The sequence below is a fragment of the Sphaerisporangium sp. NPDC088356 genome (assembly GCF_040685555.1).
Lineage (GTDB): Bacteria > Actinomycetota > Actinomycetes > Streptosporangiales > Streptosporangiaceae > Sphaerisporangium.
The window spans coordinates 46,638-73,137 of the sequence record NZ_JBFBIK010000017.1 but is presented as its reverse complement, the minus strand read 5'-3'; the positions used below and the strand labels follow the sequence as shown (position 1 = coordinate 73,137).

Genomic DNA, 26,500 nt, shown 5'->3' with positions numbered 1-26,500 from the left:
GCCGGGCCGGGAGAGACGGGTCCGGACGAGCGGTCAGCCCACGTGGACGGGGACATCCTCGGTCTTGCGGCCCGCCTTGACGAACAGCGCCAGGATGGCCGCGAGGACGGCCACCGCGACGGCCACGCCGAAGCCGAAGTGCATGCCGTCGAGGAACGACAGATGCGCGGCCTGCGTGATCGCGTCGGCGACGGGCTTGGCGGCTCCGGGCGGCACGGGGGCCACGCCGAGAGCCACGGCGTCCTTCATCGCGTCGATCTGGGCCCCGGTGGCCGGCATCTTGACGTCGGCGAGGTGGCCGGGCAGGACGTCCGCCACCTTGGCGGTGATCAAGGCCCCGAGCACGGCGGTGCCGAGTGAGCCGCCCACCTGCATGGCGGACTGCTGCATGCCTCCGGCGACGCCGCTGAGCTTCACCGGCGAGTTGCCGACGATGACCTCGGTGGCTCCCACCATGACGGGCGAGAGGCCGAAGGCGAGCAGCGCGAACGGGATCGCGGTGTCGATGTACCCGGCGTCGAGGCCGAGGCGCGAGAGCAGGAACATCGAGGTGGCGGTGATGAGCATGCCCACGGCGATGGGGACCCTCGGGCCGAACTTGCTCAGCGCGACGCCGGCCAGGGGCGAGGCGACGATCATGCCGGCGCTCATCGGGAGCATGCGCATGCCCGACTCCAGCGGGGACAGGCCGTGCACACCCTGGAAGAAGAAGGTGAGGAAGAACATCGCGCCGAACATCGAGAAGGCCATCAGCACCATCAGCACCGTGCCGATGGACACGGAGGCGTTATGGAAGAGGCTGAGCGGCAGCAGCGGCTCGGCCGCCTTGCGCTGCCAGACGACGAAGACGGCGCCCAGCACCACGGCGCCGGCGACGAACGCGATCGTCTTCGCGTCCCCCCAGCCGTAGCCCGGCGCCTTGATGATCGCCCAGACCAGGCAGAACATGGCCCCCGACAGCAGCACCACGCCTGGAATGTCGATCTTGGACAGCGACTCGGCCTTGCTCTCCTTGATCACCCACAGGCCGACGATCAGCGCGACGACGCCGACCGGCACGTTGATGAAGAAGACCGACTGCCAGCTGACGTTCTCCACCAGCAGGCCGCCGACGATGGGGCCGGCGGCGCTCGACACGCCGATCGCCGCGCCCCAGATACCGATCGCCATGTTGAGCCGCTCGGCCGGGAACGCCGCGCGGAGGAGGGCGAGCGCGGCGGGCTGGAGCAGCGCGCCGAACAGGCCCTGGAGCACGCGCAGGGCGATCAGGACGCCGATGGACGAGGTGAGGCCGATGGCCAGCGAGGTGAGGGCGAAGCCCGCGATGCCGACGAGGAAGACCCTCTTGTGCCCGAACAGGTCACCGAGCTTGCCCGCGGTGATGAGGAAGACGGCCAGGGCGAGCAGGTATCCGCTGGTGATCCACTGAAGGTCCGAGAGCGATGCCCCAAGATCCTTGCCGATCACCGGGTTGGCGATGGCGACGACTGTGCCGTCGAGCATTACCATGATCACGCCCAGTGCGACCGCGAGCAGCGTCAGCCACGGATGGCCGTGACCACGTCGGGCCGGCGCGTCTGGGCGCGCGGCCAGCGCTTGTGCCATGGAAAGGTCCCCCCGATTCGATGAGTGGTTAGCACTCGGCAATTTATGTCAGTCCATGACAGATGACAAACTCTTTTATACGACAGATGGTGACTTGTGGCAGAATGTGAAGTGAAAGTTTCGAGGAGGTGTCCGGCATGGGTCTTCGGGAGCGCAAGAAGCACCAGACCCGCCTGGCTCTGATGGACGGCGCCTTCGAGCTGTTCCTGGCCCAGGGATACGAAGCCACCACCGTCGACCAGATCGCCGCCGCGGTCGACGTCTCACCGCGCACGTTCTTCCGCTACTTCGGCAGCAAGGAGGACCTCGCGCTCGACTTCACCGTGGAGTACGAGGAGCTCATCACCGGCGCCCTCGCGGCACGCCCCGAGGACGAGCCCCCGCTGGAGGCCCTCTTCCATGCCTTCCGCGAGTTCATCCACCTGATGGAGAGGAACGCCGAGGAGGACACCGAGCGGTTCCTCAAGCACAGGCAGGTGATCGACGCGAACCCCGCGCTGCTGACCACGAGCTTCGCCCGCATGGCCGAGACCGAGAAGCTGCTCACGGTCGAGATGGCCCGGCGCCAAGGTACCGATCCCGCCACCGACCCGCGTCCCCGCCTGCTCGTGGCCCTCGTCACATCGGCCATCCGCGTCGGCTTCGAGTGCTCCGTCGACGGGGCCACCCACCTCCGCACCCTGGTCGCCAACGTCGAGAGGACCCTGACCCTGGCCGAGCAGGCGCTGCGGCCCGGCTGGGATCAGTTGAGCTTGGGGTCGTCCGGGCAGGTGGCCACGAAGGCCAGCTCGCCGGGCTGACGGCGCAGCACCGACCGCCAGAGGTTCGACGGGCGCGAGTCGAAGGTGTCGCCGGGCTCGGCCTCCACGACGTACCACGAGCCCTCGCGGATCTCGGCCTCCAGCTGGCCCGCCGTCCAGCCCGCGTAGCCGGCGAAGATGCGCATCTGCGTGATCTCGCCCGCCAGGATCTCGGGGGGAGCGTCCAGGTCCACCGTGCCCAGCTTCGAGACCGCCGAGGTGCCCGCGTGCAGCCTTCGCCACCCGAGAGGCTCCTGCCCGCTCGGCACCGAGGCCAGGGCGAGCGCGCTGTCGGTCTGGACCGGGCCTCCCTCGAAGAGCACGGGGGGCCCGCTCACGAGCGAATCCCACGATGGGAGCACCTGGGTCACGGTGACCTCGCTCGGCCGGTTGAGCATGACGCCGAGGGTGCCTCCGTCCTCGTCGTGTTCGAGCACCAGCACGACACCGCGCCGGAAGTTCGGATCGTCCAGCAGTGGCGTCGCCACCAGCAGCCCGCCGACGTAGATCGCCTCCGCCATGCATCCATCATGACGCGTGATGCCCAAACGCGCGCCTGACCCCCGCCAGAGACGCCCTTCACCTCGCGTTATGTTACTCCTGGCGATCAACGGGGAACTCTCCGTGGCAGAGATCACCCTGATGGAGGACCAGTTTGCGGAATCCGCTCCACGCAGAGAGCTGTGAACAGAGGGGAGGGCCCCGATGAGCCGTCTCATACTGGTGGCGCTCATGGCGGTCGGCGCCGCCGTCGGCATCCCCGCGGCCCGCACTTCACACGCCGCGGGCACAGCCGGAGACGGGCGCGACGGGCGCGACGGCGTTGACGCGCGCGTCAACGTCGCCGTCTCCAGGGTCGAATGCCCGGCGAGCAAGGCCAACGTCGTCATGACGGCCCCACGCGACCACGGCACCGTGGAGTACTCCGTCTACCGGGGGAACACCCTCGTGCGCAACGGCCTGCTGTGGCCGGGCGTCGAGCGCACCATCCCCGTCTACGTCGAGCCGCGCTCCACCGAGCGCATCGGGGTCACGCTGGCGGGCCAGGGCACCACCAGGTACCAGGTCTGGTCGCGCTGCGAGACCGGCGAGGAGTCGTACGGCACCTACCGCGAGTCGGTCTACAGCGAGAGCAGCGAGAGCGGCGACAGCGACGAGGAGCGGAGCGCCGATCACCGCGGCAACAGCCTCCGCGCCCACAGGTACAACCCTCTGCTGCGCAGGCAGCCGGTCGGCCACCTGCCCTACACCGGGCCGCCCGCCGACCTGTACGGCAAGATGGCGACCGCCGTGGGCCTGGTGGTCTTCGGCGGCATGCTGTGGTGGGTCGGCATGATCTGGCCGCGCCGCACGCCCGCCGAACCGCTGATGCGCCCGCGCTCGCCGTACGGCCGGCGCCGCTACCCCGAGCTGTAGGGGGCGGCACCCACCGCCACGGGGTCGCTACGCCTCCGTCAGGCCGCGCACCTTGCCGCCCGCGGACTCACGGACGGCCGCCGCGACCGCGCCCGCGACGTCGGGGTGGAAGACGCTCGGGATGATGTAGTTCGGCCCGAGCTCCTCCTCGGACACGACGTTGGCCAGGGCGTTGGCCGCGGCGAGCAGCATGGACTCGGTGACCATGCGCGACTGCGCGTCGAGCAGGCCGCGGAAGACGCCAGGGAAGGCGAGCACGTTGTTGATCTGGTTCGGGTAGTCGGACCGGCCGGTGGCGACCACCGCGGCGTGCTCCCTGGCGTCGTCGGGCGAGACCTCGGGCTCGGGGTTGGCCAGCGCGAAGACCACCGCCTTGTCGGCCATGGTGGCGATGTCGTCGCCGTTGAGGATGCCGGGCGCCGAGACGCCGATGAACACGTCGGCGCCCTTGACCGCGCCCCGCACGTCACCGCCGTACCCCTCGGCGTTGGTGTTCTCGGCGATCCAGCGCAGCGAGTCGTCGAGGTCGTCGCGGCCCATGTGGACCGCGCCCAGGTAGTCGCAGACGATGACGTTGCGCGCTCCCGACGCGAGGAGCAGCCGCAGCACGGCCGTGCCCGCGGCGCCGGCCCCGGCCAGCGTGATCTTCACGTCGGGCAGCGCCTTGCCGACGACGCGCAGCGCGTTCGTCAGGGCCGCCAGCACGCAGATGGCGGTGCCGTGCTGGTCGTCGTGGAAGACGGGGATGTCGAGCAGGTCGCGCAGCCGCCGCTCGATCTCGAAGCACCGCGGCGCCGAGATGTCTTCGAGGTTGATGCCGCCGAAGCCGGGCGCGATGCAGCGGACGACCTCCACGATGGTGTCGACGTCCTGGGTGTCCAGGCAGAGCGGCCAGGCGTCGATGCCCGCGAACCGCTTGAACAGGGCGGCCTTGCCCTCCATGACCGGCAGCGCCGCCGCCGGCCCGATGTTGCCGAGGCCGAGCACGGCGGACCCGTCGGTGACCACCGCGACGGTGTTGCGCTTGATGGTCAGGCGGCGGGCGTCCTCGGGGTTGCGGGCGATGGCCAGCGAGACCCGCGCGACACCTGGCGTGTAGGCCATGGACAGCTCGTCACGGTTGCGCAGCGGGACCTTGGACTGCATCTCGATCTTGCCGCCGAGGTGCATCAGGAAGGTGCGGTCACTGACCTTGTGCAGGATGACGCCGTCGACGGCGTCGAGGCTGTCGACGATCGCCTGGGCATGGTCGGTGTCCTTGGCCGCGCACGTGACGTCGATGCGCAGCTTCTCGTGACCGGCATTGGTCACGTCGAGGGCGGTCACCACGCCGCCGGCGTTCTCTACCGCGTGGGTGAGCTGGCTGACGGCCTTGCCGCCTGCCGGCACCTCCAGACGGACGGTGATCGAGTACGACACGCTCGGCACGGTGGCCACGTCAATCCGCTCCTTTGCGGGTGCTTGTGGTCGCGCTCGCTCGGGTGCTCGATGTCGCGCATCCGGCTCGCCTGCTCCATTCGGGGATATCCATCGTGCCAGACCCGGCCGAGAGCTTCCGCCGTCCTACGCCAGAGGATCACAGTTCAGGCCACGCCCGTGTGCGACCGCGGCTCCCGTGGCCCTGAAGGGGCACGGGAGCGTGAGCGAGCCGCAAGGGGCCCCTGCGTCAGAAGAGGGCGCTGGCGAGACCCCTGCGGGCCTTGGCGACGGAGGGGTCCCCCGCGGGGAGCGCGTCGAACAGGTCGAGCAGGTGGCGGCGCGCGCGGTCGCGGTCGTCGCCCGAGGTGCGGCGGACGAGCTGGACGAGCCGGTCGAACGCCTCGTCGACCCTGCCTCCGAGCATCTCGACGTCGGCCGCCTGGGTCTGCGCCTCGACGTCGGCCGGGCTCTCGGCGGCCCGGCGGAACACGGCGTCGGGGTCGAGGTCCTGGGTGCGGCGCACGAGCCCCACCCCGGCCAGGCCGATCTTGGCGTCGGGGTCGGCGGGGGCACGGGCGAGCAGCCGCTCGTAGGCCGCCGCGGCGGCGTCGAGGTCGCCCTCGTCGATGGCCTTCTCGGCCGCGAGCAGGTCGGGGTCGACGGGCGGCTGGGCCTCCTCGCCGCCCTCGGGCGCCTCCCCCTCGGGCGGGAGGTATTGGGCGAGCGCCTGCAGCAGCTGGTCGAGCCACTGCCGCACCTGCGCCTCGGGGAGCGCGCCCTGGAAGCCCGTCACCGCCTGGCCCTGGAAGACGGCCAGCACGGTCGGGATGCTCTGCACCTGGAGCGCGCCGCTGATCTGGGGGCTCGCGTCGACGTCGACCTTGGCGAGCACCCACCGGCCCGCCGCCTCGGCGGCGAGCTTCTCGAGGATCGGGCTGAGCTGCTTGCATGGCTCGCACCAGGTGGCCCACAGGTCGAGGACCACCGGGACGCGCATGGAGCGCTCGATCACCTCGGTGGCGAAGGTCTCGTCGGTGACGTCGATCACCACGGCACCGCCTGGCGCGGCCGGGGCGCCTCCCGAGGCGGCCTGCGCCGCGGCCGCCTCACGACGTGCCTGGGCTTCCAGTGCCTGCTTGCGCGCGCCGAGGTCCACAGCCCCCTGCAACGATGCCGGTCGAGTGAAGTCCGCTGGGCTCATAGTCCAATCCTGCCGCATCCCGCGCGTGCTCAGGGTCGCGACCGCCTCACACTGAGGTTGGCCCCGATATGTCACGCCTTTATCCCAACTTTTCATGGAACTGTCATGAGACGTGGTTATCCCGAAATATGGGCTCGGCATGCACGAGCTCACATGGAGGTGGGTGTGAAACGCGTCATCGTCGTCTCCGCCGCTGCCGTCGTGATCGCCGCGACAGCGGCGCTCCCGGCGCAGGCCGGCCGAACAACGGCCGAGCCCGCGGCAACGACCCAGTACGTCGTCCTCTACAAGGAAGGCGCCACGGCGGCGAACGCCCAAAAGGCGATCGAGGCAGCGGGTGGCACCGTCGTCAAGGTGAACACGGCCGTCGGCCTCGCCACGGTCACCACCACGAACGCCGGCTTCATCTCAGCGATCAAGGACAACGCCGCCATCGACGGCGTCGCCCACGATCGGGTCATCGGCAGTGCCCCCAAAGCGGCCAGGACCCTTGGCGCCCGGGCGACCGACCAGGCGAAGGCCGTCGAGAAGGAGGGCCGCGAGCGGGGGGCCGTCAAGCACGGCCGCAGCGCCAAGGCGGAGCCGCTCTCGGACCTTCAGTGGGACATGAAGCAGATCCACGCCGACGAGGCCCACAAGTACGAGCAGGGCGACTCGAAGGTGCTGGTCGGCGTCATCGACACCGGCGTCGACGGCTCGCATCCCGACATCGCGCCGAACTTCAACCGGTCCCTCAGCCGGAACTTCACGGTCGACGTCCCCTACGACGCCAACGGCGACGTGGTCGACGGGCCGTGCGAGGAGGAGCCCGACCAGTCCTGCAACGACCCGAGCGACGTGGACGAGAACGGGCACGGCACCCACGTGGCCTCCTCGATCGCCTCGCCGATCAACAAGCTCGGCGTCTCGGGCGTCGCCCCCGGCGTCACCCTCGTGAACCTGCGCGCCGGCCAGGACTCGGGCTACTTCTTCCTGCAGCCCACCGTGGACGCGCTCACCTACGCGGGCGACATCGGCGTCGACGTGGTCAACATGAGCTACTACATCGACCCGTGGCTGTTCAACTGCACCGACAACCCGGCCGACTCTCCCGAGAACCGGCTGGAGCAGGCGACGGTCATCAAGGCCACCCAACGCGCCATGGACTACGCGCATCGGCGCGGTGTCACGATGGTCTCCGCCGCCGGCAACGGCGCCACGGACTACACCAAGACGATCACCGACGCCTCCAGCCCGGACTTCGCGAGCGTGCCGGGCGAGGCACCGTACTCCCGGACCATCCCGCCGAGCTGCGTCTCCATGCCGAGCGAGGGCCAGCACGTGATCTCGGTGTCCTCCACCGGCATCAGCAAGCGCAAGGCGTACTACTCCGACTACGGCAACGGGTACGTCGACGTGGCGTCCCCCGGCGGTGACGCCTACGACACCCCCGGCGGCACCCGCGACATCACCAAGGCCACGCTGTCGGCCTATCCCAAGTCGCTCGCCATCGCCAACGGCGAGATCGACGCGGACGGCAACCCGACCGTGAACTACGTGGTGAAGGACTGTGCGGGCGCCACCTGCGCCTACTACCAGTACCTGCAGGGCACCTCGATGGCCTCGCCCCGCGCGGCCGGCGTCGCGGCGCTGATCGTCAGCAAGTACGGGCACCGCGACGGGCGGGACGGCAAGACGCTCTCCCCCGACCTCGTCGAGGCGATCCTGAAGGGCACTGCCACCAAGACGCCCTGCCCCAACCCGCCCGCCTACACCTACACCCGCACCCTGCCCAGCGGCTCGACCGTCACGGCGACCCACACCTGTGAGGGGACCCTGGCTTCGAACGGCTTCTACGGCAAGGGCATCGTCGACGCCCTGCGCGCCGTACGCCTGTAACCCCGGTCAGCCCGGTTCGAGGGACCCACCTCCCGCGGGGGTGGGTCCCTTCCCATGTGCGGGACCTCGCTATTCGGGGGCGGCCTGGGGCTCGAAGTCTCCGGCGGCCACTCTCATGGTTCGCATGAGGTCGAACATCTCGGCGCGGTCGGCCTCGCCGTACATCGTCATGCAGAAGTCGGCGGCCATGAGGTCGGCGGTCGCCCGCCTCACCACCTCGCGACCCTTGTCGGTGATCTCGGCGAGCACCCCCCGCCCGTCCTTGGGATTGCGCATGCGGCGGACGAGCCCCGCGCGCTCCAGGCGGTCGACGGTGTTGGTCACGCTCGTGGGATGCACCATGAGCCGCTCGCCGATGCGCGACAGGGCCAGCGCGCCCGTACGGCTGAACGTCAGCAGCACCAGCGCCTCATAGCGCGCGAACGTCAAGTCATGCGGTCTGAGCAGCGTGTCCAGTTGCCCGAGAAGGATCTGGTGCGCTCTCATGATCGATGTGACGGCCGCCATGGCGGATGACGGCCCGAAACGGACACGCCACGTTTCGGCGGCGCGCTCAATGGGGTCGAACGGCAAGTTAAGCGGCTTCGGTACACCGATGGACACAACGCTACGCTAGCGCCTGCCCCGAGCACTGACGCAGGGTGACTAAGTCTCATGGGTTACCCAAGAAGCGGGACGACAAACATCACGCTCCGTTATGGTGTTCATGTCAAGAGGTGAGGCGCGGCAAAGCCCGGTCCAAAGCATGGGGAAAGCCACGGCCTACGACGCGAGTCGCGGCTATGCGATTCCGTGGCGTGTACGGCGTGGCGGGTTGGATCGGGCACGGGAGCCAGGGGGCCGGCACCGGTGCCGACAGCGCCGCTCATCCAGGCACGGGGGGTCCTAAATGAAGATCATTAGTGCAGCATCACGGGCGGCGTGGCCGTATTTCCGGTCCACGCGGGGCCGTGCTTGAGCAGAGGGGCGTTTCACGCGAGGAGCTGAAGCACAGCGCGCTGGTAGCGGTAGGAATACTGCTCGCGCTGGGCCTGCTCGCCGCGTGGAGCGTCCTTGTTCCGGGCATTTCCGCATGGGAGAACATCGTCGTCGCGGTCATCGGCTCGCTCCGGCTGACCGGTCCCGTCGCCGCCGCGTTCGCCGCGTGGGTGGCCGTGCGCAAGCGGCGCGCGTTGCGCGGCCGGCTGCTCGGCACCTGGCAGGTGCTGAGAGCCCCGCTGGCGATCCTCGTGGTCGTCGTGGGCGCCTTCGGCGCGACCGTCACCCTGCTGGCGATGAAGGCCGTCCTGACCGAGCAGGCGGGCCACCTGGCGCCCACCGGCCTCGCCGTGGGCGCCGCGGGTCTGGCCCTCTACGCGGTGATCGGGTGGGTCACGGGCTGGGCCCTGCCCTGGGCGGTCACGCCGCTGCTCGCGGGAGTCGCCAGCTACGGGGTGTTCACGTCGCTGGCCGGTGGCTCGACCTGGGCGGGCAGGCTGGCGCCGAGCACGTCCGAGCCGTACGACCCCTTCGAAGGACTGAGCCCGGTCGCGTTCGAGAACCAGACACTCTGGCTCCTCGGCGTCACGGCCGCCGTCCTGCTCACCTGGACGGCGATCGTCACCCGGCGCGCCCTCGCGCTCGCCGGGGCGGTGCTGGCGGTCCTCGTGGCGGGCACGGGCATGGCCAGGCTGCTGAGCGAGCCGCAGGCCGTCGCCGCCACCGAGCCGATGGTCTACAGCTGCCAGGAGTGGCCGATCACGGTCTGCGTGCATCCGGGGATGCGCAGCGGGCTCACCGAGCTGGGCGCCACGTTCACCACGATCGCCGCCCGCCTGACCGGCACGCCCGGCGCGTTCGCCCGCGTCGAGCAGCGCCCGCGTGCCGACGACGGCGTGCCCGGCCCCGGTGTGGTGCCCATCCACGTCGACGACCTCACGCCGGGGTTCGCCTCGCGGGCCGCCGCGGAGTTCGTGGAGCGGCTCGCGAGCCCCTGCGGCGAGGGCCCGGCGGGGGGCTACCGCGCCATCGTGACGGCCTGGCTGCGCGGGGAGCCGCTGCCCAGCGGCCCGCTGCCCGGGCACCAGGCCGCGGCGGCGTGGTTCTCGGCGCTGACCGAGAGCCAGCGCCGTGACTGGCTGCGCATGTTCTACACCGACTTCGCCACCTGCCGGCTGAAGGCGTCGCACTTCGGCGGAGTGACGACCCAGCCGGTTCCCCGTCCCATGACCCGGGGAAACGCCGGACCGGTGACTCCCGCGCCCGGCGACGAGACGAGCACGCGTTACCCCGGCCAGTCCCCCGTCCCCGGCTCGCCCTACCCCACCATGCCCAACCCCTCCGCGCCTTCCGTCCCGTCCGATTCGAGCACGTACGGTTCCGGGGACGGCTCGGGCCCCGTGGTGAGCCCCGCGCCGGGGGGCGCGGAGGCGGGCTCATCACAGGCCGGTTCCCTCCCGCAGCGCGGCTGGAGCATGCGCCACGGGCACGGGCGAGTCCTTCACCACCGGCACGCGCGTCGCCCGGGGCACGGTGCGAGCACCGACACCGGCGCGGCGACCGGCTGGGCCTGGCGCCGACATCACAGAGGGCCTGCTCTCTGGTGCCCCACGGACCCCCGTTCCCGGACATGATGTGAGAACACGCTCATCTCGGGAAGGAGAGTGGCCGTGAACCGCCAGACGTCGACCCCCCAGACGGCGGCTGCCGCGGAACCGGCTGAGCGCCGGTCCCGACGCGGCTGGCGCTACCTCGCGGGCTTTCTCACACTGCTGGTCCTCCTCTTCGTGGGCGCGAGGCTGACCTGGTCGTATCTCAACCCCTTCGGCGAGACGACGATCGACCGCAGCCAGCCGGTGCTCCTCCAGTCGATCCAGAACATGAGCCGCTTCCAGGCCGCCAGCGGCAACTTCCAGGTCATCGTCGACCTGGAGAAGGACGCCGCCTTCCTGCCGGACGCCATCAAGGGCTCGCGCACCCTGTTCGTCGGCGCCGGCAGCGTGGACGCGTACGTCGACTTCTCCGCGATGGGCAAGGACGCGCTCACCGTCTCGCCCGACCGCACCGAGGTCACCGTACGGCTGCCGCGCGCCCAACTGGAGAAGACCAACCTCGACAACAAGAAGTCCTACGTGTACGCCCAGGAGCGCGGCATCCTTGACCGCGTGCAGGGCATGCTGTCGAACTCCCCGCAGAACCAGCAGGAGCTCTACGTCCTGGCCGAGCAGAAGATCGCCGAAGCCGCGTGGGCCAGCGACCTCCGCAACCGCGCCGACCAGAACACCAAGCTCATGCTCGAAGGCATGCTCAAGTCCCTCGGCTTCAAGAAGGTGACCATCAAGTACGCCGACGAGCCCTGAGGCCGAACTCCAGGGATCAGCTGCACCCGTGACCTGGGCGACATCCACCCAGACCAGCGGATCGCGGAGAAGGCCAGTAAAGCGGACTCTTCAGATGCGACGGAAGGAAAACCCGAGGGATCGTCGCACCGCCCTTGCCAAGGTGTCGGTGATGTGCGGCACACTCGACTTCATGTCTCCCCCTGCGACACTCTCGATCGGCGACTGCATCCGCGAGCGACGCCAGCAGGCGCATCTGTCTCTGCGCCAACTGGCGGACGCGTCAGGCATCTCGAATCCCTATCTCAGCCAGATCGAACGCGGGCAGCGTACGCCGAGCGCAGAGGTCGTCGGCCAGATCGCCAGGGGGCTCGGAATCACGGCGGGAAGTCTGCTCACAATGACTGCAGGGAATAGCGACGGCAATCACAGTTCTGACGTTTTGACCGCCATTCGTGCGGACTCACTGCTTGACGAGCGTCAACGGCAAATCTTGATTGAGGTCTACACGTCCTTCTGTCGAGTGAGTCTCTCACGGACGGGTGCTGACTCGAACGCCACGCACGTCGCCCCATCCATGGCGCGTTGGGAGGGGGAGACCCTGTTCGACGTGGAGGAGTTCTACCCTTCCGACGTAATCGACGGTGAGGCAGAGACCGGCGCGGAAGTCACTTCCGGGTTTGAAGGAGAGTCCTTTGGAAACCTCGATGTTGAGTCCCCTGGTCTCAAGGAGTTCCTGGAGGCGCTCTCCTCCCGGTAGCCCAGCTCCCTTAGAAGGAGCGACGGCGCCTGCCATATCTGCACATGTAGTGACTTTTGAAGCCGTTGGAGCCGACCGGAGTCCTTGATCTGTGGCGCAGTTGAGATCTCAAAGTCTACCCATCGGACGGGAGAGGCTCCAAAATTGTCAGGACGCCCTGCTAGATATGCAGCCTCGACGTGAGACACGTCTATCAAGGAGGTAGCAATGCTGTTCACCACCGTGCTCGGTGAACTGCGCGGGGCGCCGACTCGCGAGGCTCGTGCCGCTCAGGCGGTTACCTGGGCTAGGGCCTGTTTCCTGGATCAGACGCGGAGCCATATGACCAAGGCAGCGACTGTGACGGTCCCGAGGTAGATGTAGGCGCGCTTGTCATACCGAGTGGCCACGGCCCGGAAGTTCTTCAGCCGGTTGATCGCCCGCTCGACAACGTTGCGTTTCTTGTAACGCTCGGTGTCAAACCCGGCCGGACGCCCGCCGGCCGAGCCGCGCCTACGCCGGTTGGCCCGCTGATCACGCGGTTCTGGGATGGTATGGCGGATCTTACGGCGGCGCAGGTAACGGCGGTTGGCGCGGGAACTGTAGGCATTGTCGGCACTCACGCTGTCAGGTCGGGTACGCGGCCGACCCGGACCGATACGCGGGATGCAAATCGCCTCCAGCACCGGCCGAAACTGCGGACTGTCCCCGTGCTGCCCAGGGGTTATCAACATCGACAGCGGACGGCACCGCCCATCGGCGGACAGGTGAATCTTGGTGGAGAACCCACCCCGCGAGCGTCCTAAGCACTCACCTGCCTGACCACCTCCTCCAACTGGACGCGCAGACCCCGCCACACCGGATCGCCCCGCTTTGTCCCGGCCGGTCCCCCCTTTAACGCGGAAACCGGCGGTGGTGTACGCGGCGCACCAGCCGCGTGCTGGTGCGCCCGCGTGATCGTGGAATCCACCGACACATCCCAATCCACCCGGCCCGCAGCGTCCTCGGCCGCCTGGACCACGGCCAGCAGCCGCTCCCACGTACCATCCGCCGACCAGCGGCGATGCCGCTTGCAGACCGTCACCCACGACCCGAACCGCTCAGGAAGATCGCGCCACGGTACCCCCGTACGCACCCGGTAGAACACCCCATTGAGCACCATCCGGTGATCATTCCACCGGCCTCCGCGTGCCCCGCCCGGCGGTAACAGCGGCTCCAGCCGCTCACACTCCGCGTTCGTCAGATCACCACGACCCATAAACTAAGCGTCACCAACCCGACGCATCCTGTCAGGAGATCTAAGAAACAGCTCCTAACCCTAAATGGAGCCGACGAGGAACCACTGCTGGCCCTCGCCCGGGGATTCAACCGGGCCGGCCGTGCTCCGCTGGACCTCGGGCCTGATGGTCGCACTGGACACCGCCATGGGAGAGCCCCTCACCACGGCCGAGCCGGTCGTCGTCACCCGGCTGCCGCAGCAGGTGTTGAACCAGGAAGGTCGGGATGGCTGCGACGCCCCTGAGGAAGATCAAGGAGATGCGTATGATCGCCGCCGGGCAGCGGTCAGATGTCGTCAGGCAGAAGCCGGAAGGACTCGTGGCTGGTGATTGGACGTAGGGCACGGAAATGCCTGCGGTCCAGGGTGAAGACGGTGTCCGTACAGAACTCCGCGGCCAAGGCTGCGTTCATCGCGTCGGTGAGCCCGATGTTCATCGTCTTGTAGCGAACCATGAGGGCGCGAGCGGTACGCAGATGCGGGGAGACCTCGGGAACTTCGTATCTCTTCACATCGATCTTGTCCATGATGTGGTCGAGAACGGCGATCGCGGCCTGCGGACCGGCTGCACTGGTGATCAGATAGTCGAGTTCGGCGAGCACCAAGGGAGAGATCACCAGGTGCCCGATGGTCCCGCGAGCCTTGACACACGCCGCATGCTCGGTGTCCCCGCGATTGAACACCGCGAGAAGAGCCGACGTGTCGGCGATGGCGACGGGCGCTGTCACAGACCGAACCCCTCGGCTAGCAACGCGTCGGTCCGGGCCGAGAGATCGGCCGGGCCGTCGAACGTTGGCAGATCGTCCTGATCGCCCATGGGGTCGGTCGGGTAGGGAAGAGGCGGCTCGGCCCTGTCTGCGGGCACCAGTGTGGCGATGTGCCGTCCGTTCTTCGTCACGGCTATTGTCTCTCCATGTTCGGCGGCCGCGAGAATGCGCGCCGACTGCTGATTGAACTCACGCGCGGTCGTCTCCATACTCCGATGGTACTACCCATGTAGTACATCGGCGATGACGCTCTCATGGCGGAAAGCCGTACTCTCCATGGAGGCGGACAAAGTAGGCCAACGTGAGGACCTGCCGGCGTTCCAGCCCGGTCGCGGCGCGCTGGAACAGGACGACCTCCTCCTGCCCGCCCGGTCCGACGGGCTGTACGAGACGGCCCCCGAGCCGGAGCTGTTTGACCAGCGGCGGGGGGACCTCGGGGAAGGCGGCCGACACGATGATGGCATCGTAGGGAGCGTGGTCCGGCAGTCCGCGGCTGCCGTCCCCGACCAGCAACTCGACATTGTCGACACCTTGCCGGGCGAGATTCCGCCGCACCTGCTCCACCAGATCCGGCCATCGCTCGATGCTCACGACATCGGCGGCCAGGCGAGCGAGCAGCCCGGTCTGGTAGCCGAGGCCGGTGCCGATCTCGAGCACGTGCTCGTCCCCTGCGAGACCGAGGCCTTCGATCATCATTGCTGACAACGAAGGCTGCGTGGTCACCTGCCGGTGCCCGATCGGGATGGGCTCGTCATGGTAGGCGACGCCGGCGTGATCTGCGGGCACGAATGCCGCTCGTGGCGTCGAACGCACGGCCTCGATCAGACGCTCATCGTGGATGCCTGCCGCCCGGACGGCGCTGACGAGATCTTCGGGAGAGGCGTCTCCGGTCACGGCGCCTACGCTCTCCGGAGAGCGAGCGTGCCGTCCGGCTCCAGGTCGACTCGTGACCCGAAGTCACGGCTGACCCTGTCGAGAACCGCCTGAAGCCACTCGGACTCTTCACGGGAGGCGTGCTGGAGACGCAGCCGACGAGCCCGCATGGGCGTCATCCGGAGACCGGCCAGCTTCCCGGACCCCGGCTCCAGCGAGACGAAGTACATCAGCCGCAGGTCGTCCCGGTACTCCTCGTAGCCGGTGATGCCCTCGTAGTCGTCGACGAGGTCGCCGCAGCCGTAGAGGATGAGCCTGTCGCGGTACACCTCGATGGGCCGGGGATGGTGGGAAGAGTGCCCGTGCACGACGTCGACACCACCATCGACCAGCCCGTGGGCAAGACGCGTCTGGCTTCGGGAAACGTCGTAGCCCCAGTTGGAGCCCCAGTGGATGGATGCGACCGCGACGTCACCAGGGCGCTTCACCTGCCGCACGCGCTCGGCCACCTCGGTCGTGCCGGTTTCCGGCGGCTCGGGGAGGAAATCAACCCCGGCTCGTTCTGGGGTCGCCGCCCACGACGGCGGAACGCCGCTGGACGCCATCCCCCAGGAGAAGACCAGGACCCGCCCGCCACCGTCGACCGTGACGACCGCGGGCCGCCGCGCCTCGCTCAGCTGCCGACCGGCCCCCACCGCCCGTAGCCCGGCACCGGCCAGGGCGTCGAGCGTTTCCGCGAGGCCCCGGCGGCCGAAGTCGAGCACGTGGTTGTTCGCCAGTACGCAGGCATCGGGGCGGGCGGCGGCCAAGCAGGGAAGGTTGGCTGGGTTCATCCGGTAGTGCACGGCTTTCCGCGGTGCGAACTCGTCGCTTCGCGTGACGCTCGTCTCCAGGTTCACCACCCGGACATCCGGCGCGGCCTCCTCCAGCGTCCGCAGGGCGTCACCCCACGGCCAGAAGAAGCCGGCCGGACGAGGAATCGGACCGTGCGCCGCCTCCGCCAGCGTGACGTAGTCAAGGGCGTCCTGGACGCAGGGCTCCCGCAGTGCCCGATCGCCGGGGTGCGGAAGGATCTGGTCGACTCCCCGGCCGAGCATGACGTCACCGCAGAGGAACAACGTCACCGGATCGGCGCGCATCTCTCCATGCTAGGCGAGCCCCGGCAACGGCACCTCGGCAGATCAGGCGCGCCTGTGGGCACCGCGGTCGTGGACGATGGTGTAGGTGCTGCGCAACGCCTCCATCGACGCGTCGTAGGAGGCCTGGGCGACGCCCGTGAACAGGCAGTCGACCACCATGAGCTGGGCGATGCGGCTGCCGAGCGCGCCGGAGCGGAACCTGGTCTCCCGCGCGGCGGTGGTGAGCACGATGTCGGCCGTCGCGGCGAGCGGTGACTCGCGGAAGTTCGTGATGGCGATCGTCGCGGCGCCGGCCTTGCGGGCGATCGCGAGGAACTCGACGGTGTCGACGGTCGCGCCGGTGTGCGAGATGGCGATGGCGACACAGGCGTCGTCGAGGGTGGCCGCGGAGGTCCAGGCCGAGTGCGGGTCACGCCAGTTGATGGCCGTCCGGCCGATGCGGGTGAGTTTCTGCTGGAGGTCGAGCCCGACGAAGGAGCTCGCGCCGACGCCGAAGCTGTCGAGGCGGCGGGCCGAGAGCACGAGCGCGACGGCACGGCCGAGCGCTTCGGTGTCGAGCGTGCGGGCGGTGTCGGCGATGGAGAGCGTCTCGTTCATCGCCACCTTGGCGACGATCTCGTCCAGCGTGTCGTCGCGGTCGATGTCGCCGGACATCTCGGAGATGTTCGATGTCGTGAGCTCTTCCCGCGTCACCTCCCGGGTCAGGTCGATCCGGAAGTCCTTGTAGTGGGCGTAGCCCATGCGCTGGTAGAAGCGCACGACCGAGGTGGTCGAGGTGCCGCACCGGGCGGCGAGCTCCGCGATCGACAGGTTGGCGGCCTCCGCCGGGTTGTCGAGGAAGACCTGCGCCAGGCGCTTCTCCGATGGCCGTAACCCGGGTAAGGCCGCCCGGATCCGTACCAGGACCACCCCCGAGTCCGTGTGACCGGCCCCGCCTGCACTCATCCCGACTCCCTCGCCCCAGCGTTGTCCGGTCATCACGGCAATAAAATTACACAAACCAAACCAACGCGTGTACTTTTATGCCCTACTTGGACCACGGATGCTTCCTCGGTGACCGCGCGGCTGCTCAGCGCGCCGGCAGAGCAGCATCGAATGTCACTGAGGAGACCATATGTGGCACAGATCACGGATGACCCGTGGCGCCCTCCTGGCGATCGGGGTCGCCACGGCGGCGTCCGCCGCGCTCACCGGGTGCTCGTCCTCGACGCCGGCAGCGAAGCCCGGCGCCGCGGGCGGAACCGGCGGCAGCCTCGTGGTGGGCGTGACGTCCGACCCCGACACGCTCTTTCCCTGGAAGGCCACGCAGTTCCAGGCGGTGAACGTCCTGCAGAACATCTATGGCACCCTCACCGAGTTCGACAAGGACCTCAACGTCGTACCGGGGCTGGCCACGTCGTGGGAGACGTCGAAGGACGGCCGCACGCTGACCTTCGCTCTGCGTGACGGCGTCACCTTCAGCGACGGCAGCGCCTTCGACTCCAAGGACGTCAAGTCCTCACTCGACAAGATCAAGGACGAGGCCACCGCCGCCGTCGCGAGCGCCTCGCTGGCCTCGGTCACCTCGGTCGACGCGCCCGACCCGAAGACCGTGGTGCTGCACCTCAGCACGCCGGACGCGGCCCTGCCGTCGAACCTCGCCGTGGTCAACATGGCCATGCTCTCCTCGGACGACACCGAGGCGTCGCTCAACACGACCCCCGACGGCACCGGGCCGTTCGTCCTGAAGAACCGGGTCGCGGGCCAGTCGCTCAACCTCGTCAAGAACGAGAAGTACTGGGGCGACGAGAAGCCGAAGCTGGCCGGCGTCGAGTTCCGCGTGATCCCCGACGAGTCCTCCATCGTCTCCGCGATGCAGTCGGGCAACGTGCAGCTCGCGGTCTTCGACGACCCGCTCGTGGCCAAGACCGCGGCGGCGGCGCAGCTCACGGTGGCCAAGACCCCGCAGCTGAGCTACCACGTCCTGCAGCTCAACGCGCGCCGCGGCGACCTCACCGACGTCAACGTGCGCCTCGCCGTCCAGTGCGCGGTCGACCGCAAGCAGGTGCTCGACACCGCCGCCCTCGGCGAGGGCACGGTGACCGGGCCCATCACGGCGCCCGCCTTCAAGTCGAACCCCGACCAGCGTCCCTGCCCCACACGCGATCCCGGCAAGGCCGCCGAGTACCTCGGCAAGGCCGGGAAGAGCTCCGGGGTGACGATCAAGACGATCGTCTCCCAGGGCGAGTACTCGACGTCGGTCAACGAGGCCCAGAGCCTCAAGGCGCAGCTGGCCGAGGCCAAGATCAACCTCGACCTCGAGGTGCTGGAGTCCGGCGCGTACGTAGACCGCTGGGTGGCCGGCGACTTCGACGCGGCCGTCGCCCTGAACGGCGGACGCCCCGACCCCGACGGCATGTACAGCCGCTACTTCACCAGCAAGGGAAACCTCAACAAGGTGACCGGCTACAGCTCGCCGGAGCTCGACAAGCTCTTCGCCGAGGGCAAGGCGGCGACCGATCAGGGCGAGCGCAAGGCGATCTACGACAAGGTGTCCACGGAGCTCGAGAACAACGCGCCGTGGGTCTGGCTGTTCACGGGCTACACCTACACCGCGACCACCTCCCAGGTACAGGGCTTCACCCCGATGGCGAACGGTTCCCTCCAGTACCTGCGCACCACGGCCGTCAACTAGCCGCCTTCCTGGGGTGCCCCCGTGGCACCCCACCAGGGGCGAGGACCCAGGCATATGCTGCAGACACTCATCCGCAACCGCGTCGCGCGGCGCGCGGCGAGCATGATCGGCACACTCCTCGGCGTGGCCGTCTTCGTGTTCGTCATGCTCCGCGCGATACCCGGCAACCAGATCACCGCGGGGCTCGGCACGGAGGCCGCGGCGCTGTCCCCGGCCCAGCAGGAGGCCCTCCAGCGCTACTACGGTCTCGACCAGCCGCTGTTCACGCAGTTCTTCTCCTGGCTCGGCAACCTCTTCACCGGCAACCTCGGCTACTCGGCGCGCGCCCAGCAGAGCGTGCTCGACCTCACCCTGCATTCCTTGCCGGTCACCTTCGAGCTGGCCGTGCTATCGATCATCCTCGCCCTGCTGGTCGGCGTCCCGCTCGGCATGCTGGCGGCCTCGAAACCCGACTCCCCCAGGGACGCCGTGGGCCAGTTCGTCAGCCTCGCCGGCCTCTCGATCCCGGCCTTCCTTCTCGCGACGACCCTGCTGTCCGTCTTCGCGTCCTCGTTCGGCTTCAACCCGAACGGCCAGGGGTACGCGACCCTCTTCTCCGATCCCCTGCTCAACCTGCGGCAGATGCTCATGCCCGCGCTCGTGCTGGGGTTCGGCATCGCGGCGCCCATCCTGCGCACCACGCGGACCGCCGTTCTCGAGGTCCGTTCGGACGACTTCGTCCGCACCGCGCGTGCCAAGGGCGTCCCGGCGCGACGCCTGCAGACCAAGCACGTTCTCGGCAACGCGCTCGTCCCGATCGTCACGATGACCGGCCTGCAGTTCGGCTACCTGCTGGGCGGGGCCGTCGTCGTCGAGCAGATCTTCTCGGTCCCCGGCATCGGCCGGCAGGTCCTGCTCGGCATCCAGCAGAAGGAGTACGCGGTCGTCCAGAGCACGGTCCTGGTCATCGCGCTGACGTTCGTCATCGTCAACCTGCTGACCGACGTCCTCTACCGCGTCATCGACCCCAGGGTGAGAGCCCGATGACCGATATCGCGCAGACCGCGCAGATTCCGCCGGGCGCACACAGGGGTGCCCACCGTTGCCGGGGCCTGCTGAGGAGCCCGAGCGGCCTCGCCGGCCTCGTCATCGTCGTGGTGCTGGCGATCGTCTCGCTGCTGTCCTTCTTCCACGCGCTCCCCTACGACCCGATCGCCCAGAACCCGCCCGCGCGTCTCCTGCCTCCGTCGCACGAGCACCTGCTCGGCACCGACCAGTTCGGCCGCGACATCTTCTCCCGCGTCGCGGCGGGCGCCGCGAGCTCGGCGCTCATCTCGGTCGTCGCCGTGGCCTTCTCCGCGGTCATCGGCACCATGGGAGGGCTCGTCGCCGGCTTCTACCGCGGCTTCGCCGACGGCGTCATCGGCGGGGTGACGAACGTGCTGTTCGCCTTCCCACCGCTGCTGCTGGCGCTGTCGCTCGCATCGGTGTTCGACCGCAACCGGTTCACGGTGGCCGTCGCGATCGCGATCGTCTACGTGCCCATCTTCATCCGCGTCACCCGCGGCCCCGTTCTCTCCCTGCGGGAGATCGAGTACGTGAAGGCGGCCACGAGCACCGGTCAGAGCCGGGTAATGATCATGATGCGGCACGTGCTGCCGAACATCACCTCGATCGTCATCATCCAGGTGGCCCTATCCCTGTCCTGGGCGGTTCTCACCGAGGCGTCCCTGAGCTTCCTCGGCCTCGGCACACCTCCGCCCTCGCCGTCGCTCGGGTCGATGATCTTCGAGGCCCGCACCCTGGTCTCCATCGCTCCGTGGACGATGATCGCGCCCGGAGCCGTCGTCGTGCTGCTCGTCGTCGGGCTCAACCTCCTCGGCGACGGCCTGCGCGACACTCTCGATCCGAGAAACCGAGGAAAGCGTTGATCGTGAACTCTTCCGAATTCGCCCGGCTCGGTGATCTCACGACAGAGGCCACCGACCCCCGGTACACGGAAATCGACACAATGACGGTGGCCGAGCTCGCGGCGGCCATGAACGAGGCCGACACCACGGTGCCCGGCGCGATCGCCCGGGCGCTCCCCCAGATCACGAGCGCGATCGAGACCGCGACGGACCGGATGAAGGCCGGTGGACGCCTCATCTACGTCGGCGCGGGAACCCCCGGGCGGCTCGGGGTGCTCGACGCCTCGGAGTGCCCACCCACCTATGGCACCCCGCCGGAGCAGGTCTTCGGCATCATGGCGGGCGGCCACAGCGCGATCGTCTCCCCGTCGGAGGGGGCCGAGGACGACACGGACGCCGCGGTCGCCGCGATCGAGGCCGCCGGCGTCGGCTCGCTCGACACCGTGGTCGGAATCACCTCAAGCGGACGCACCCCGTTCGTCCTCTCGGCGATCCGGCGGGCGCGGGAGCGCGGGGCGTTGACCGTGGGGCTCTCGTGCAACGCCGGGAGCCCGCTGAGTGAGGCGGCCGAGCACGCGATCGAGGTGATCGTGGGGCCGGAGGTGGTGAGCGGCTCCACCCGGCTCAAGGCAGGCACCGCGCAGAAGCTCGTGCTCAACATGTTCTCGACGATCGTCATGGTTCAGCTGGGCAAGACGTACGGCAACCTGATGGTCGACGTCAAGGCCACCAACGAGAAGCTGCGCGAGCGGGCGATCCGCATCATGCGCACGATCACCGGCGCCAGGCGGGACGAGGCGATCAGGACCCTCGACAGAAACGACTACAACGTGAAACAGGCGATCGTGGCCTTCCGCCTCGGCCTCACCCCCCAGGAGGCCATGGCACGCCTCATCGAGAGCAGCGGCCGGCTCCGGGTCGCGCTCGGAGAGCAGTCATGAGAATCCTCGGCATGATCTCCGGCACCTCGCACGACGGCATCGACGCGGCCCTGGTCGACTTCGACGGCTCCGGCGGCACGCTCAGCGGAGTGGTGGAGTACACCGCGAGCACGCCCTACCCGGCCGGACTCCGCGCCCGCCTCATCGAGGCGCTCCCCCCTGCGGCGACCACCCTCGCCGAGATGTGCGAGCTCGACACCCTCATCGGCCAGAGCTTCGCCGAGGTCGCGGCCACGGCGATCGCGGAAGCCGGTGCGGTCGACCTCATCGTCTCGCACGGCCAGACCGTGTTCCACTGGGTGGACGGCGCGCACGCCCTTGGCACCCTGCAGATAGGCCAGCCCGCCTGGATCGCCGAGCGTACGGGCACGCCGGTGCTCTCCGACGTGCGTGTCCGCGACATCACGGCCGGCGGCCACGGCGCTCCTCTCGTCTCCCTGCTCGACGCTCTCCTGCTCGCGGGCCACGAGGGCACCGCCGCCGCGCTCAACCTGGGCGGCATCGCCAACATGACGCTGATGCGCGGCGCGGGTGACCTCATCGCCTACGACATCGGCCCGGCGAACGCGCTGATCGACGCCGTCGTGGTGAGCGACGGGCTCAGCGAGCGGGGATTCGACGAGGACGGGCGGATCGCCGCCTCCGGGACGGTCGACGAGCGCCTTCTCGGGGTCCTGCTCGACGACCCCTACTACCGGTGGCCCGCCCCGAAGAGCACGGGCAAGGAGCACTTCCACCTGGCCTATGTCGAGGACGCGATGGCGAAGGCCGGCAGCCGGCCCGGGGCGGCCGACCTCGTGGCGACCCTCACCGAGCTCACCGTTCGCACGGTCGCGAGGGATCTGGCCGCGGGTGGCGTGGACCTCGTCATCGCCTCCGGTGGCGGGTGCCGCAACCCCGTGCTGATGGACGGCCTGCGCCGCGCCCTGCCGGGCGTGACCATCGGGCTCTCCGACGAGTACGGCGCTCCCGCCGACGACAAGGAGGCGATCGCCTTCGCCCTCATCGGCTGGCACACCGCGCACGGCCTGCCGGGAACCGTGCCGGCGGGCACGGGAGCCCGCGCCGCCCGCGTCCTCGGCACCCTCACGCCGGGAGCGGGGCCGCTCGTCCTTCCCGCCCCGGCCACCGAGGCTCCTCGCGCGCTCACACTGACCCGGCGGCACGCCGAGCAGGACGCGATGCCCCCCACCCTCCGCCTGGCGACACGTGATGATCTCGATGGAATCGTCGAGGTCTTCCTCTCGTGCTGGCACGACAGCTACGCGCGGGTCCTGCCCGCGCGCCTGGTCGCGAGCATGACGCGGGATCGGGCGCGGGCGCTCTGGACCAGGGTGCTGGAGGAACCGGGGCGGGCCGAGGTCGTCGTCGCCCTCGGCCACCGGGGCGGCACCTCCTCGGTGCTCGGCGTGACGCGGTACGTACGCCAGGACGACGGCGACGGCATGGTGCACTCGCTCTACGTGGACCCGGGCGTCCAGGGCAGGGGGCTCGGCGCCGGTCTACTGCGGGCGGCGGAGTCCGCGCTCTCGGCCGCCGGCGCCTCGCGGGCGTTGCTGTGGGTGTTCCGCGACAACGAGCCCTCGGTCGGCTTCTACCGTCGCCAGGGCTGGGTGCCGGACGGCGGGTCCCGCACCACGGCCGAGTTCGGCGAGCCCGAGATCCGCCTGGTGAAGCAACACCCGGCGAGCCCGGCGCGGGACGTGGAGGAGTGTCAGGGATGAACGCCCTCGCCTCGGCCGCGGAGCGCCTCGTCTCGGCTCCCCCCGGCGGACCGGCCGCCCCACACGACCTGCGTCCGCCCCCAGGCGTCGCCCTGGCGGCGCGGACCCCGTGGTTCGACGCGACCGCGTGCGCCGGTCACCGCACCGTCCGCTGGCAGGACGGCGTGCGCGAGGGCGAGGATCCCCTGACGATCGGCACGCACCACGATCTCGCCTCGGTGACCAAGGTCGTCGGCACCACGACGGCGCTCATGCGCCTGGTGTCCGACCGGATCGTCGACCTGGACACGGAGGTGAACCGCTACCTTCCCGGCTTCCACGGCGGCGGGAAGGAGAGCGTCACCGTACGCGATCTGCTCCTGCACCGCGGGGGACTGTGGGAGTGGCACCCCCTCTACATCGCGGCCGACGGCCCGGAGGAGGCCCACCGCGTCGCCGAGGAGCTGCCCCTGCGCTACCAGCCGCGTGCGGAGCGCCACTACTCCGACCTCGGTTTCATCCTGCTGGGGCGCGTCATCACCTCCGTCACCGGTCTCGGCCTCCAACAGGCGGTGTCCGACCTCGTGACCGGGCCGCTCGGCCTCGACGCGACCCGATACGCGCGACCGGCGGGCGAACCCGTGGCGACGGGGGCACGCGACGACCGGATCGAGATCGCCATGCTCGACTCGGGGCTGCCGTACCCCGTGCCCCATCGCAGCGGCGACTTCGCCGGCTGGCGCCGCGGGCCCGTGCACGGGCAGGTCGCCGACGGCAACGCCTACCACGCCTTCGGCGGGGTCTCGGGCCACGCCGGGCTCTTCTCCACGGTCCCCGATCTGCTGCGTTTCGCGACCGCGCTCGCCGGCTACCGCGAGCACGACACGCTCGTACGGCCCGAGGTCGCGCGGGAGTTCTTCGCCGCGGGCCCCGACGAGGCCCAGGCGCTCGGTTTCCGCAGGTACCGGCTGGAACTCGGCGGCGAGACCCTCACGGTGCTCGGCCATCCCGGCCATGTCGGATGCGCCGTCGGCTTCGTACCCGATCGCGGCGTCGCCCTCGCCCTGGCGAGCAACCGCCTGCTGGTCGAGGGAACCCCCGTACCCGGCGAGGCGCTCTGGCATGAACTGCTGAAGGCCACCGCGACAGAGATCGAAGAGAGAACATGACGACCCCCACCCCACTCCTGGAACTCCGTAACCTGTCGGTCGCGTTCCGCACAGGCCGTCAGGACGTCACGGTCGTGAAGAACGTCTCGATGGAGATCCTTCCGGGCCAGACCGTGGCGGTCGTCGGCGAGTCGGGTTCCGGGAAGTCGACCACGGCGGCCGCGGTCAACCGGCTCCTGCCGGAGAACGGCCGCATCACGGGCGGCGAGGTCATCTTCGAGGGACGCGACCTGGCCCGGGCGAGCGAGCGGGAGATGACCGCGATCCGGGGAGCGGCGATCGGGCTCGTGCCCCAGGATCCGATGTCCAACCTCAACCCGCTCATGCGCATCGGCGACCAGGTAGCCGAGGCCCTCGAAGTCCACGGGCGCGCCACCGGCAGGGCCGCGCGCGCACGCGTGGTCGAGCTGCTGGAGATGGTCGGCATCCCCGACCCGGCACGACGGGCGGACCAGTACCCGCACGAGTTCTCGGGCGGCATGCGCCAGCGCGCGCTCATCGCCATGGGCCTGGCCTGCCGGCCGAAGCTCCTCATCGCCGACGAGCCCACCTCCGCGCTCGACGTCACCGTGCAGCGGCGCATCCTCGACCAGCTGGAGACGCTCACCGAGGACATGGGCACTGCGGTGTTCCTCATCACGCACGACCTCGCCCTCGCGGCGGAACGTGCCGACACCGTCGTCGTCATGTACCGAGGTGAGATCGTCGAGGCGGGCGTCGCATCCGAGATCCTCGCCGACCCCCGGCACGAGTACACCGAGCGGCTGCTCAGGGCGGTTCCCAGCCTGTCCTCCACCACCATGGTGCCGGCGCCCGCCGCGACCACGCGGGACCGGGCCGAGTCCCACCCGCCCGCCTCGGCCGGGAACCTCGTCGAGATCGAGAACCTGCGCAAGGACTTCACGATCCGCGCGGCGGGCACCGGCGTCGCCACCCGGTTCACGGCGGTCGACGAGGTCAGCCTGAGCATCCCGCGCGGCCAGACCGTCTCCATCGTCGGCGAGTCCGGATCGGGCAAGTCGACCACCGCGAACCTGCTGCTCGGCCTCGACGACATCACCTCAGGACGGATCCTCTTCGACGGCACCGACCTCACCTCGCTGCGGCGGCGCGAGCTGTTCGCGTTCCGCCGCCGGGTCCAGCCCGTCTTCCAGAACCCCTACGCCTCGCTCGACCCCCGCTACACCGTCGAGAAGTCAATCTTGGAACCGCTACGGGTGCACCGCGTCGGCACCGCGTCGAGCAGGAAGCAGGCCGTGGCCCGGCTGCTCGACCAGGTGTCGCTGCCCTCGTCGATGGCCGAACGGCTCCCGCACGAGCTCTCCGGCGGGCAGCGCCAGCGCGTGGCGATCGCGAGAGCGCTCGCGCTGTCGCCCGAGCTCGTCGTGCTCGACGAGGCCGTCTCGGCGCTCGACGTCCTCGTGCAGGCACAGATCCTGGAGCTGCTCGCCGAGCTCCAGAGGGAGCTCTCACTCAGCTACCTGTTCATCAGCCACGACCTCGCGGTCGTGCGCATGATCTCCCACTCCGTGCACGTGATGCGGGCCGGGCGCATCGTGGAGTCCGGCACCCCGCGCGAGATCTTCGAACATCCCCGGGCCGAGTACACCCGCGAGCTGCTGGCCGCGATCCCCGGCACCCGGCGAGCGGCGTAACGCGGGCGGTCAGACGTTCGCGCCCCTGCCCCTTCTAAG

General features: G+C 69.5%; 23 protein-coding genes and 1 pseudogene. 13 read left to right on the top strand and 11 right to left on the bottom strand.

Features of this window, described 5'->3' with window-relative positions:
• Positions 1-33: 33 nt before the first annotated feature.
• Positions 34-1,605 (bottom strand): DHA2 family efflux MFS transporter permease subunit, encoded by a 1,572-nt coding sequence (locus tag AB0O34_RS09560; protein ID WP_363914483.1) that lies wholly within the window; start codon positions 1,603-1,605, stop codon positions 34-36.
• Positions 1,606-1,742: 137 nt separating this feature from the next.
• On the opposite strand from AB0O34_RS09560, the gene AB0O34_RS09555 reads away from it, so the two are divergent.
• Positions 1,743-2,405 (top strand): TetR family transcriptional regulator, encoded by a 663-nt coding sequence (locus AB0O34_RS09555; RefSeq protein WP_363914481.1) that lies wholly within the window; start codon positions 1,743-1,745, stop codon positions 2,403-2,405.
• Here AB0O34_RS09555 and AB0O34_RS09550 read toward each other — a convergent pair.
• Positions 2,348-2,926: a YqgE/AlgH family protein gene (locus AB0O34_RS09550; RefSeq protein WP_363914479.1), complete on the bottom strand. Its 579-nt coding sequence runs from the start codon at positions 2,924-2,926 to the stop codon at positions 2,348-2,350. The genes AB0O34_RS09555 and AB0O34_RS09550 overlap by 58 nt on opposite strands.
• A gap of 184 nt (positions 2,927-3,110) precedes the next feature.
• Here AB0O34_RS09550 and AB0O34_RS09545 point away from each other — a divergent pair, with 184 nt between their 5' ends.
• On the top strand, positions 3,111-3,821 hold the full coding sequence (locus AB0O34_RS09545) for a hypothetical protein (protein ID WP_363914477.1): 711 nt from the start codon (positions 3,111-3,113) through the stop codon (positions 3,819-3,821).
• 27 nt (positions 3,822-3,848) lie between these two features.
• On the opposite strand, the gene AB0O34_RS09540 is transcribed toward AB0O34_RS09545, so the two are convergent.
• Together AB0O34_RS09540 and AB0O34_RS09535 are read right to left on the bottom strand one after the other, a co-directional pair.
• Entirely contained in the window at positions 3,849-5,258 is a 1,410-nt protein-coding gene (locus AB0O34_RS09540; protein WP_363914475.1) for an NAD-dependent malic enzyme, read from the bottom strand.
• 229 nt (positions 5,259-5,487) lie between these two features.
• Entirely contained in the window at positions 5,488-6,441 is a 954-nt protein-coding gene (locus AB0O34_RS09535; RefSeq protein ID WP_363914473.1) for a tetratricopeptide repeat protein, read from the bottom strand.
• Positions 6,442-6,606: 165 nt separating this feature from the next.
• On the opposite strand from AB0O34_RS09535, the gene AB0O34_RS09530 reads away from it, so the two are divergent.
• A complete protein-coding gene (locus AB0O34_RS09530; protein ID WP_363914471.1) occupies positions 6,607-8,319 on the top strand; it encodes a S8 family serine peptidase in 1,713 nt (570 codons plus the stop codon).
• A 69-nt stretch (positions 8,320-8,388) separates the two neighbouring features.
• On the opposite strand, the gene AB0O34_RS09525 is transcribed toward AB0O34_RS09530, so the two are convergent.
• Entirely contained in the window at positions 8,389-8,826 is a 438-nt protein-coding gene (locus AB0O34_RS09525) for a MarR family transcriptional regulator (RefSeq protein WP_363914469.1), read from the bottom strand.
• 443 nt (positions 8,827-9,269) lie between these two features.
• Between AB0O34_RS09525 and AB0O34_RS09520 the strand changes: the two genes are divergently transcribed.
• From AB0O34_RS09520 to AB0O34_RS09510, 3 genes are all read left to right on the top strand, one after another.
• Entirely contained in the window at positions 9,270-10,931 is a 1,662-nt protein-coding gene (locus AB0O34_RS09520) for a hypothetical protein (protein WP_363914467.1), read from the top strand.
• 36 nt (positions 10,932-10,967) lie between these two features.
• Positions 10,968-11,657, top strand: a complete 690-nt coding sequence (locus tag AB0O34_RS09515; RefSeq protein ID WP_363914465.1) for a DUF4230 domain-containing protein — start codon at positions 10,968-10,970, stop codon at positions 11,655-11,657.
• 94 nt (positions 11,658-11,751) lie between these two features.
• Positions 11,752-12,396 carry a helix-turn-helix domain-containing protein gene (locus AB0O34_RS09510; protein ID WP_363914463.1) on the top strand — a complete coding sequence of 215 codons (645 nt, stop codon included), beginning with the start codon at positions 11,752-11,754 and terminating at the stop codon, positions 12,394-12,396.
• A 305-nt stretch (positions 12,397-12,701) separates the two neighbouring features.
• Here the strand turns inward: AB0O34_RS09510 and AB0O34_RS09505 are convergent.
• The 6 genes and pseudogenes from AB0O34_RS09505 to AB0O34_RS09480 all read right to left on the bottom strand — a co-directional run bounded on the left by AB0O34_RS09505 (position 12,702) and on the right by AB0O34_RS09480 (position 17,375).
• A pseudogene (locus AB0O34_RS09505) lies at positions 12,702-13,633 on the bottom strand (IS5 family transposase).
• A gap of 305 nt (positions 13,634-13,938) precedes the next feature.
• Positions 13,939-14,379: a PIN domain-containing protein gene (locus AB0O34_RS09500; RefSeq protein WP_363914461.1), complete on the bottom strand. Its 441-nt coding sequence runs from the start codon at positions 14,377-14,379 to the stop codon at positions 13,939-13,941.
• Positions 14,376-14,627, bottom strand: coding sequence for a type II toxin-antitoxin system prevent-host-death family antitoxin (locus AB0O34_RS09495; RefSeq protein WP_363914459.1), 252 nt, complete (start codon positions 14,625-14,627; stop codon positions 14,376-14,378). Before AB0O34_RS09495 ends, AB0O34_RS09500 begins: the two co-directional genes overlap by 4 nt.
• Before the next feature lie 43 nt (positions 14,628-14,670).
• On the bottom strand, positions 14,671-15,312 hold the full coding sequence (locus tag AB0O34_RS09490) for a protein-L-isoaspartate(D-aspartate) O-methyltransferase (protein ID WP_363914457.1): 642 nt from the start codon (positions 15,310-15,312) through the stop codon (positions 14,671-14,673).
• Positions 15,313-15,317: 5 nt separating this feature from the next.
• Entirely contained in the window at positions 15,318-16,430 is a 1,113-nt protein-coding gene (locus AB0O34_RS09485; RefSeq protein WP_363914455.1) for a CapA family protein, read from the bottom strand.
• Between the two features lie 42 nt (positions 16,431-16,472).
• Positions 16,473-17,375, bottom strand: a complete 903-nt coding sequence (locus AB0O34_RS09480; protein WP_363914453.1) for a MurR/RpiR family transcriptional regulator — start codon at positions 17,373-17,375, stop codon at positions 16,473-16,475.
• A 169-nt stretch (positions 17,376-17,544) separates the two neighbouring features.
• Here AB0O34_RS09480 and AB0O34_RS09475 point away from each other — a divergent pair, with 169 nt between their 5' ends.
• The 7 genes from AB0O34_RS09475 to AB0O34_RS09445 are packed head-to-tail and all read left to right on the top strand — an operon-like array spanning position 17,545 to position 26,461.
• Positions 17,545-19,104 (top strand): ABC transporter substrate-binding protein, encoded by a 1,560-nt coding sequence (locus tag AB0O34_RS09475; RefSeq protein ID WP_363914451.1) that lies wholly within the window; start codon positions 17,545-17,547, stop codon positions 19,102-19,104.
• A gap of 54 nt (positions 19,105-19,158) precedes the next feature.
• Positions 19,159-20,130, top strand: a complete 972-nt coding sequence (locus tag AB0O34_RS09470) for an ABC transporter permease (RefSeq protein WP_363914449.1) — start codon at positions 19,159-19,161, stop codon at positions 20,128-20,130.
• Positions 20,127-21,014, top strand: coding sequence for an ABC transporter permease (locus AB0O34_RS09465; RefSeq protein ID WP_363914447.1), 888 nt, complete (start codon positions 20,127-20,129; stop codon positions 21,012-21,014). Before AB0O34_RS09470 ends, AB0O34_RS09465 begins: the two co-directional genes overlap by 4 nt.
• A 2-nt stretch (positions 21,015-21,016) precedes the next feature.
• Positions 21,017-21,934 carry an N-acetylmuramic acid 6-phosphate etherase gene (gene murQ, locus AB0O34_RS09460; protein WP_363914445.1) on the top strand — a complete coding sequence of 306 codons (918 nt, stop codon included), beginning with the start codon at positions 21,017-21,019 and terminating at the stop codon, positions 21,932-21,934.
• Positions 21,931-23,658, top strand: coding sequence for an anhydro-N-acetylmuramic acid kinase (locus AB0O34_RS09455; protein ID WP_363914443.1), 1,728 nt, complete (start codon positions 21,931-21,933; stop codon positions 23,656-23,658). Before murQ ends, AB0O34_RS09455 begins: the two co-directional genes overlap by 4 nt.
• Positions 23,655-24,806, top strand: coding sequence for a serine hydrolase domain-containing protein (locus AB0O34_RS09450; protein WP_363914441.1), 1,152 nt, complete (start codon positions 23,655-23,657; stop codon positions 24,804-24,806). Before AB0O34_RS09455 ends, AB0O34_RS09450 begins: the two co-directional genes overlap by 4 nt.
• Positions 24,803-26,461 carry an ABC transporter ATP-binding protein gene (locus tag AB0O34_RS09445; protein WP_363914439.1) on the top strand — a complete coding sequence of 553 codons (1,659 nt, stop codon included), beginning with the start codon at positions 24,803-24,805 and terminating at the stop codon, positions 26,459-26,461. The genes AB0O34_RS09450 and AB0O34_RS09445 overlap by 4 nt, the downstream gene beginning before the upstream one ends.
• Positions 26,462-26,500: the final 39 nt, after the last annotated feature.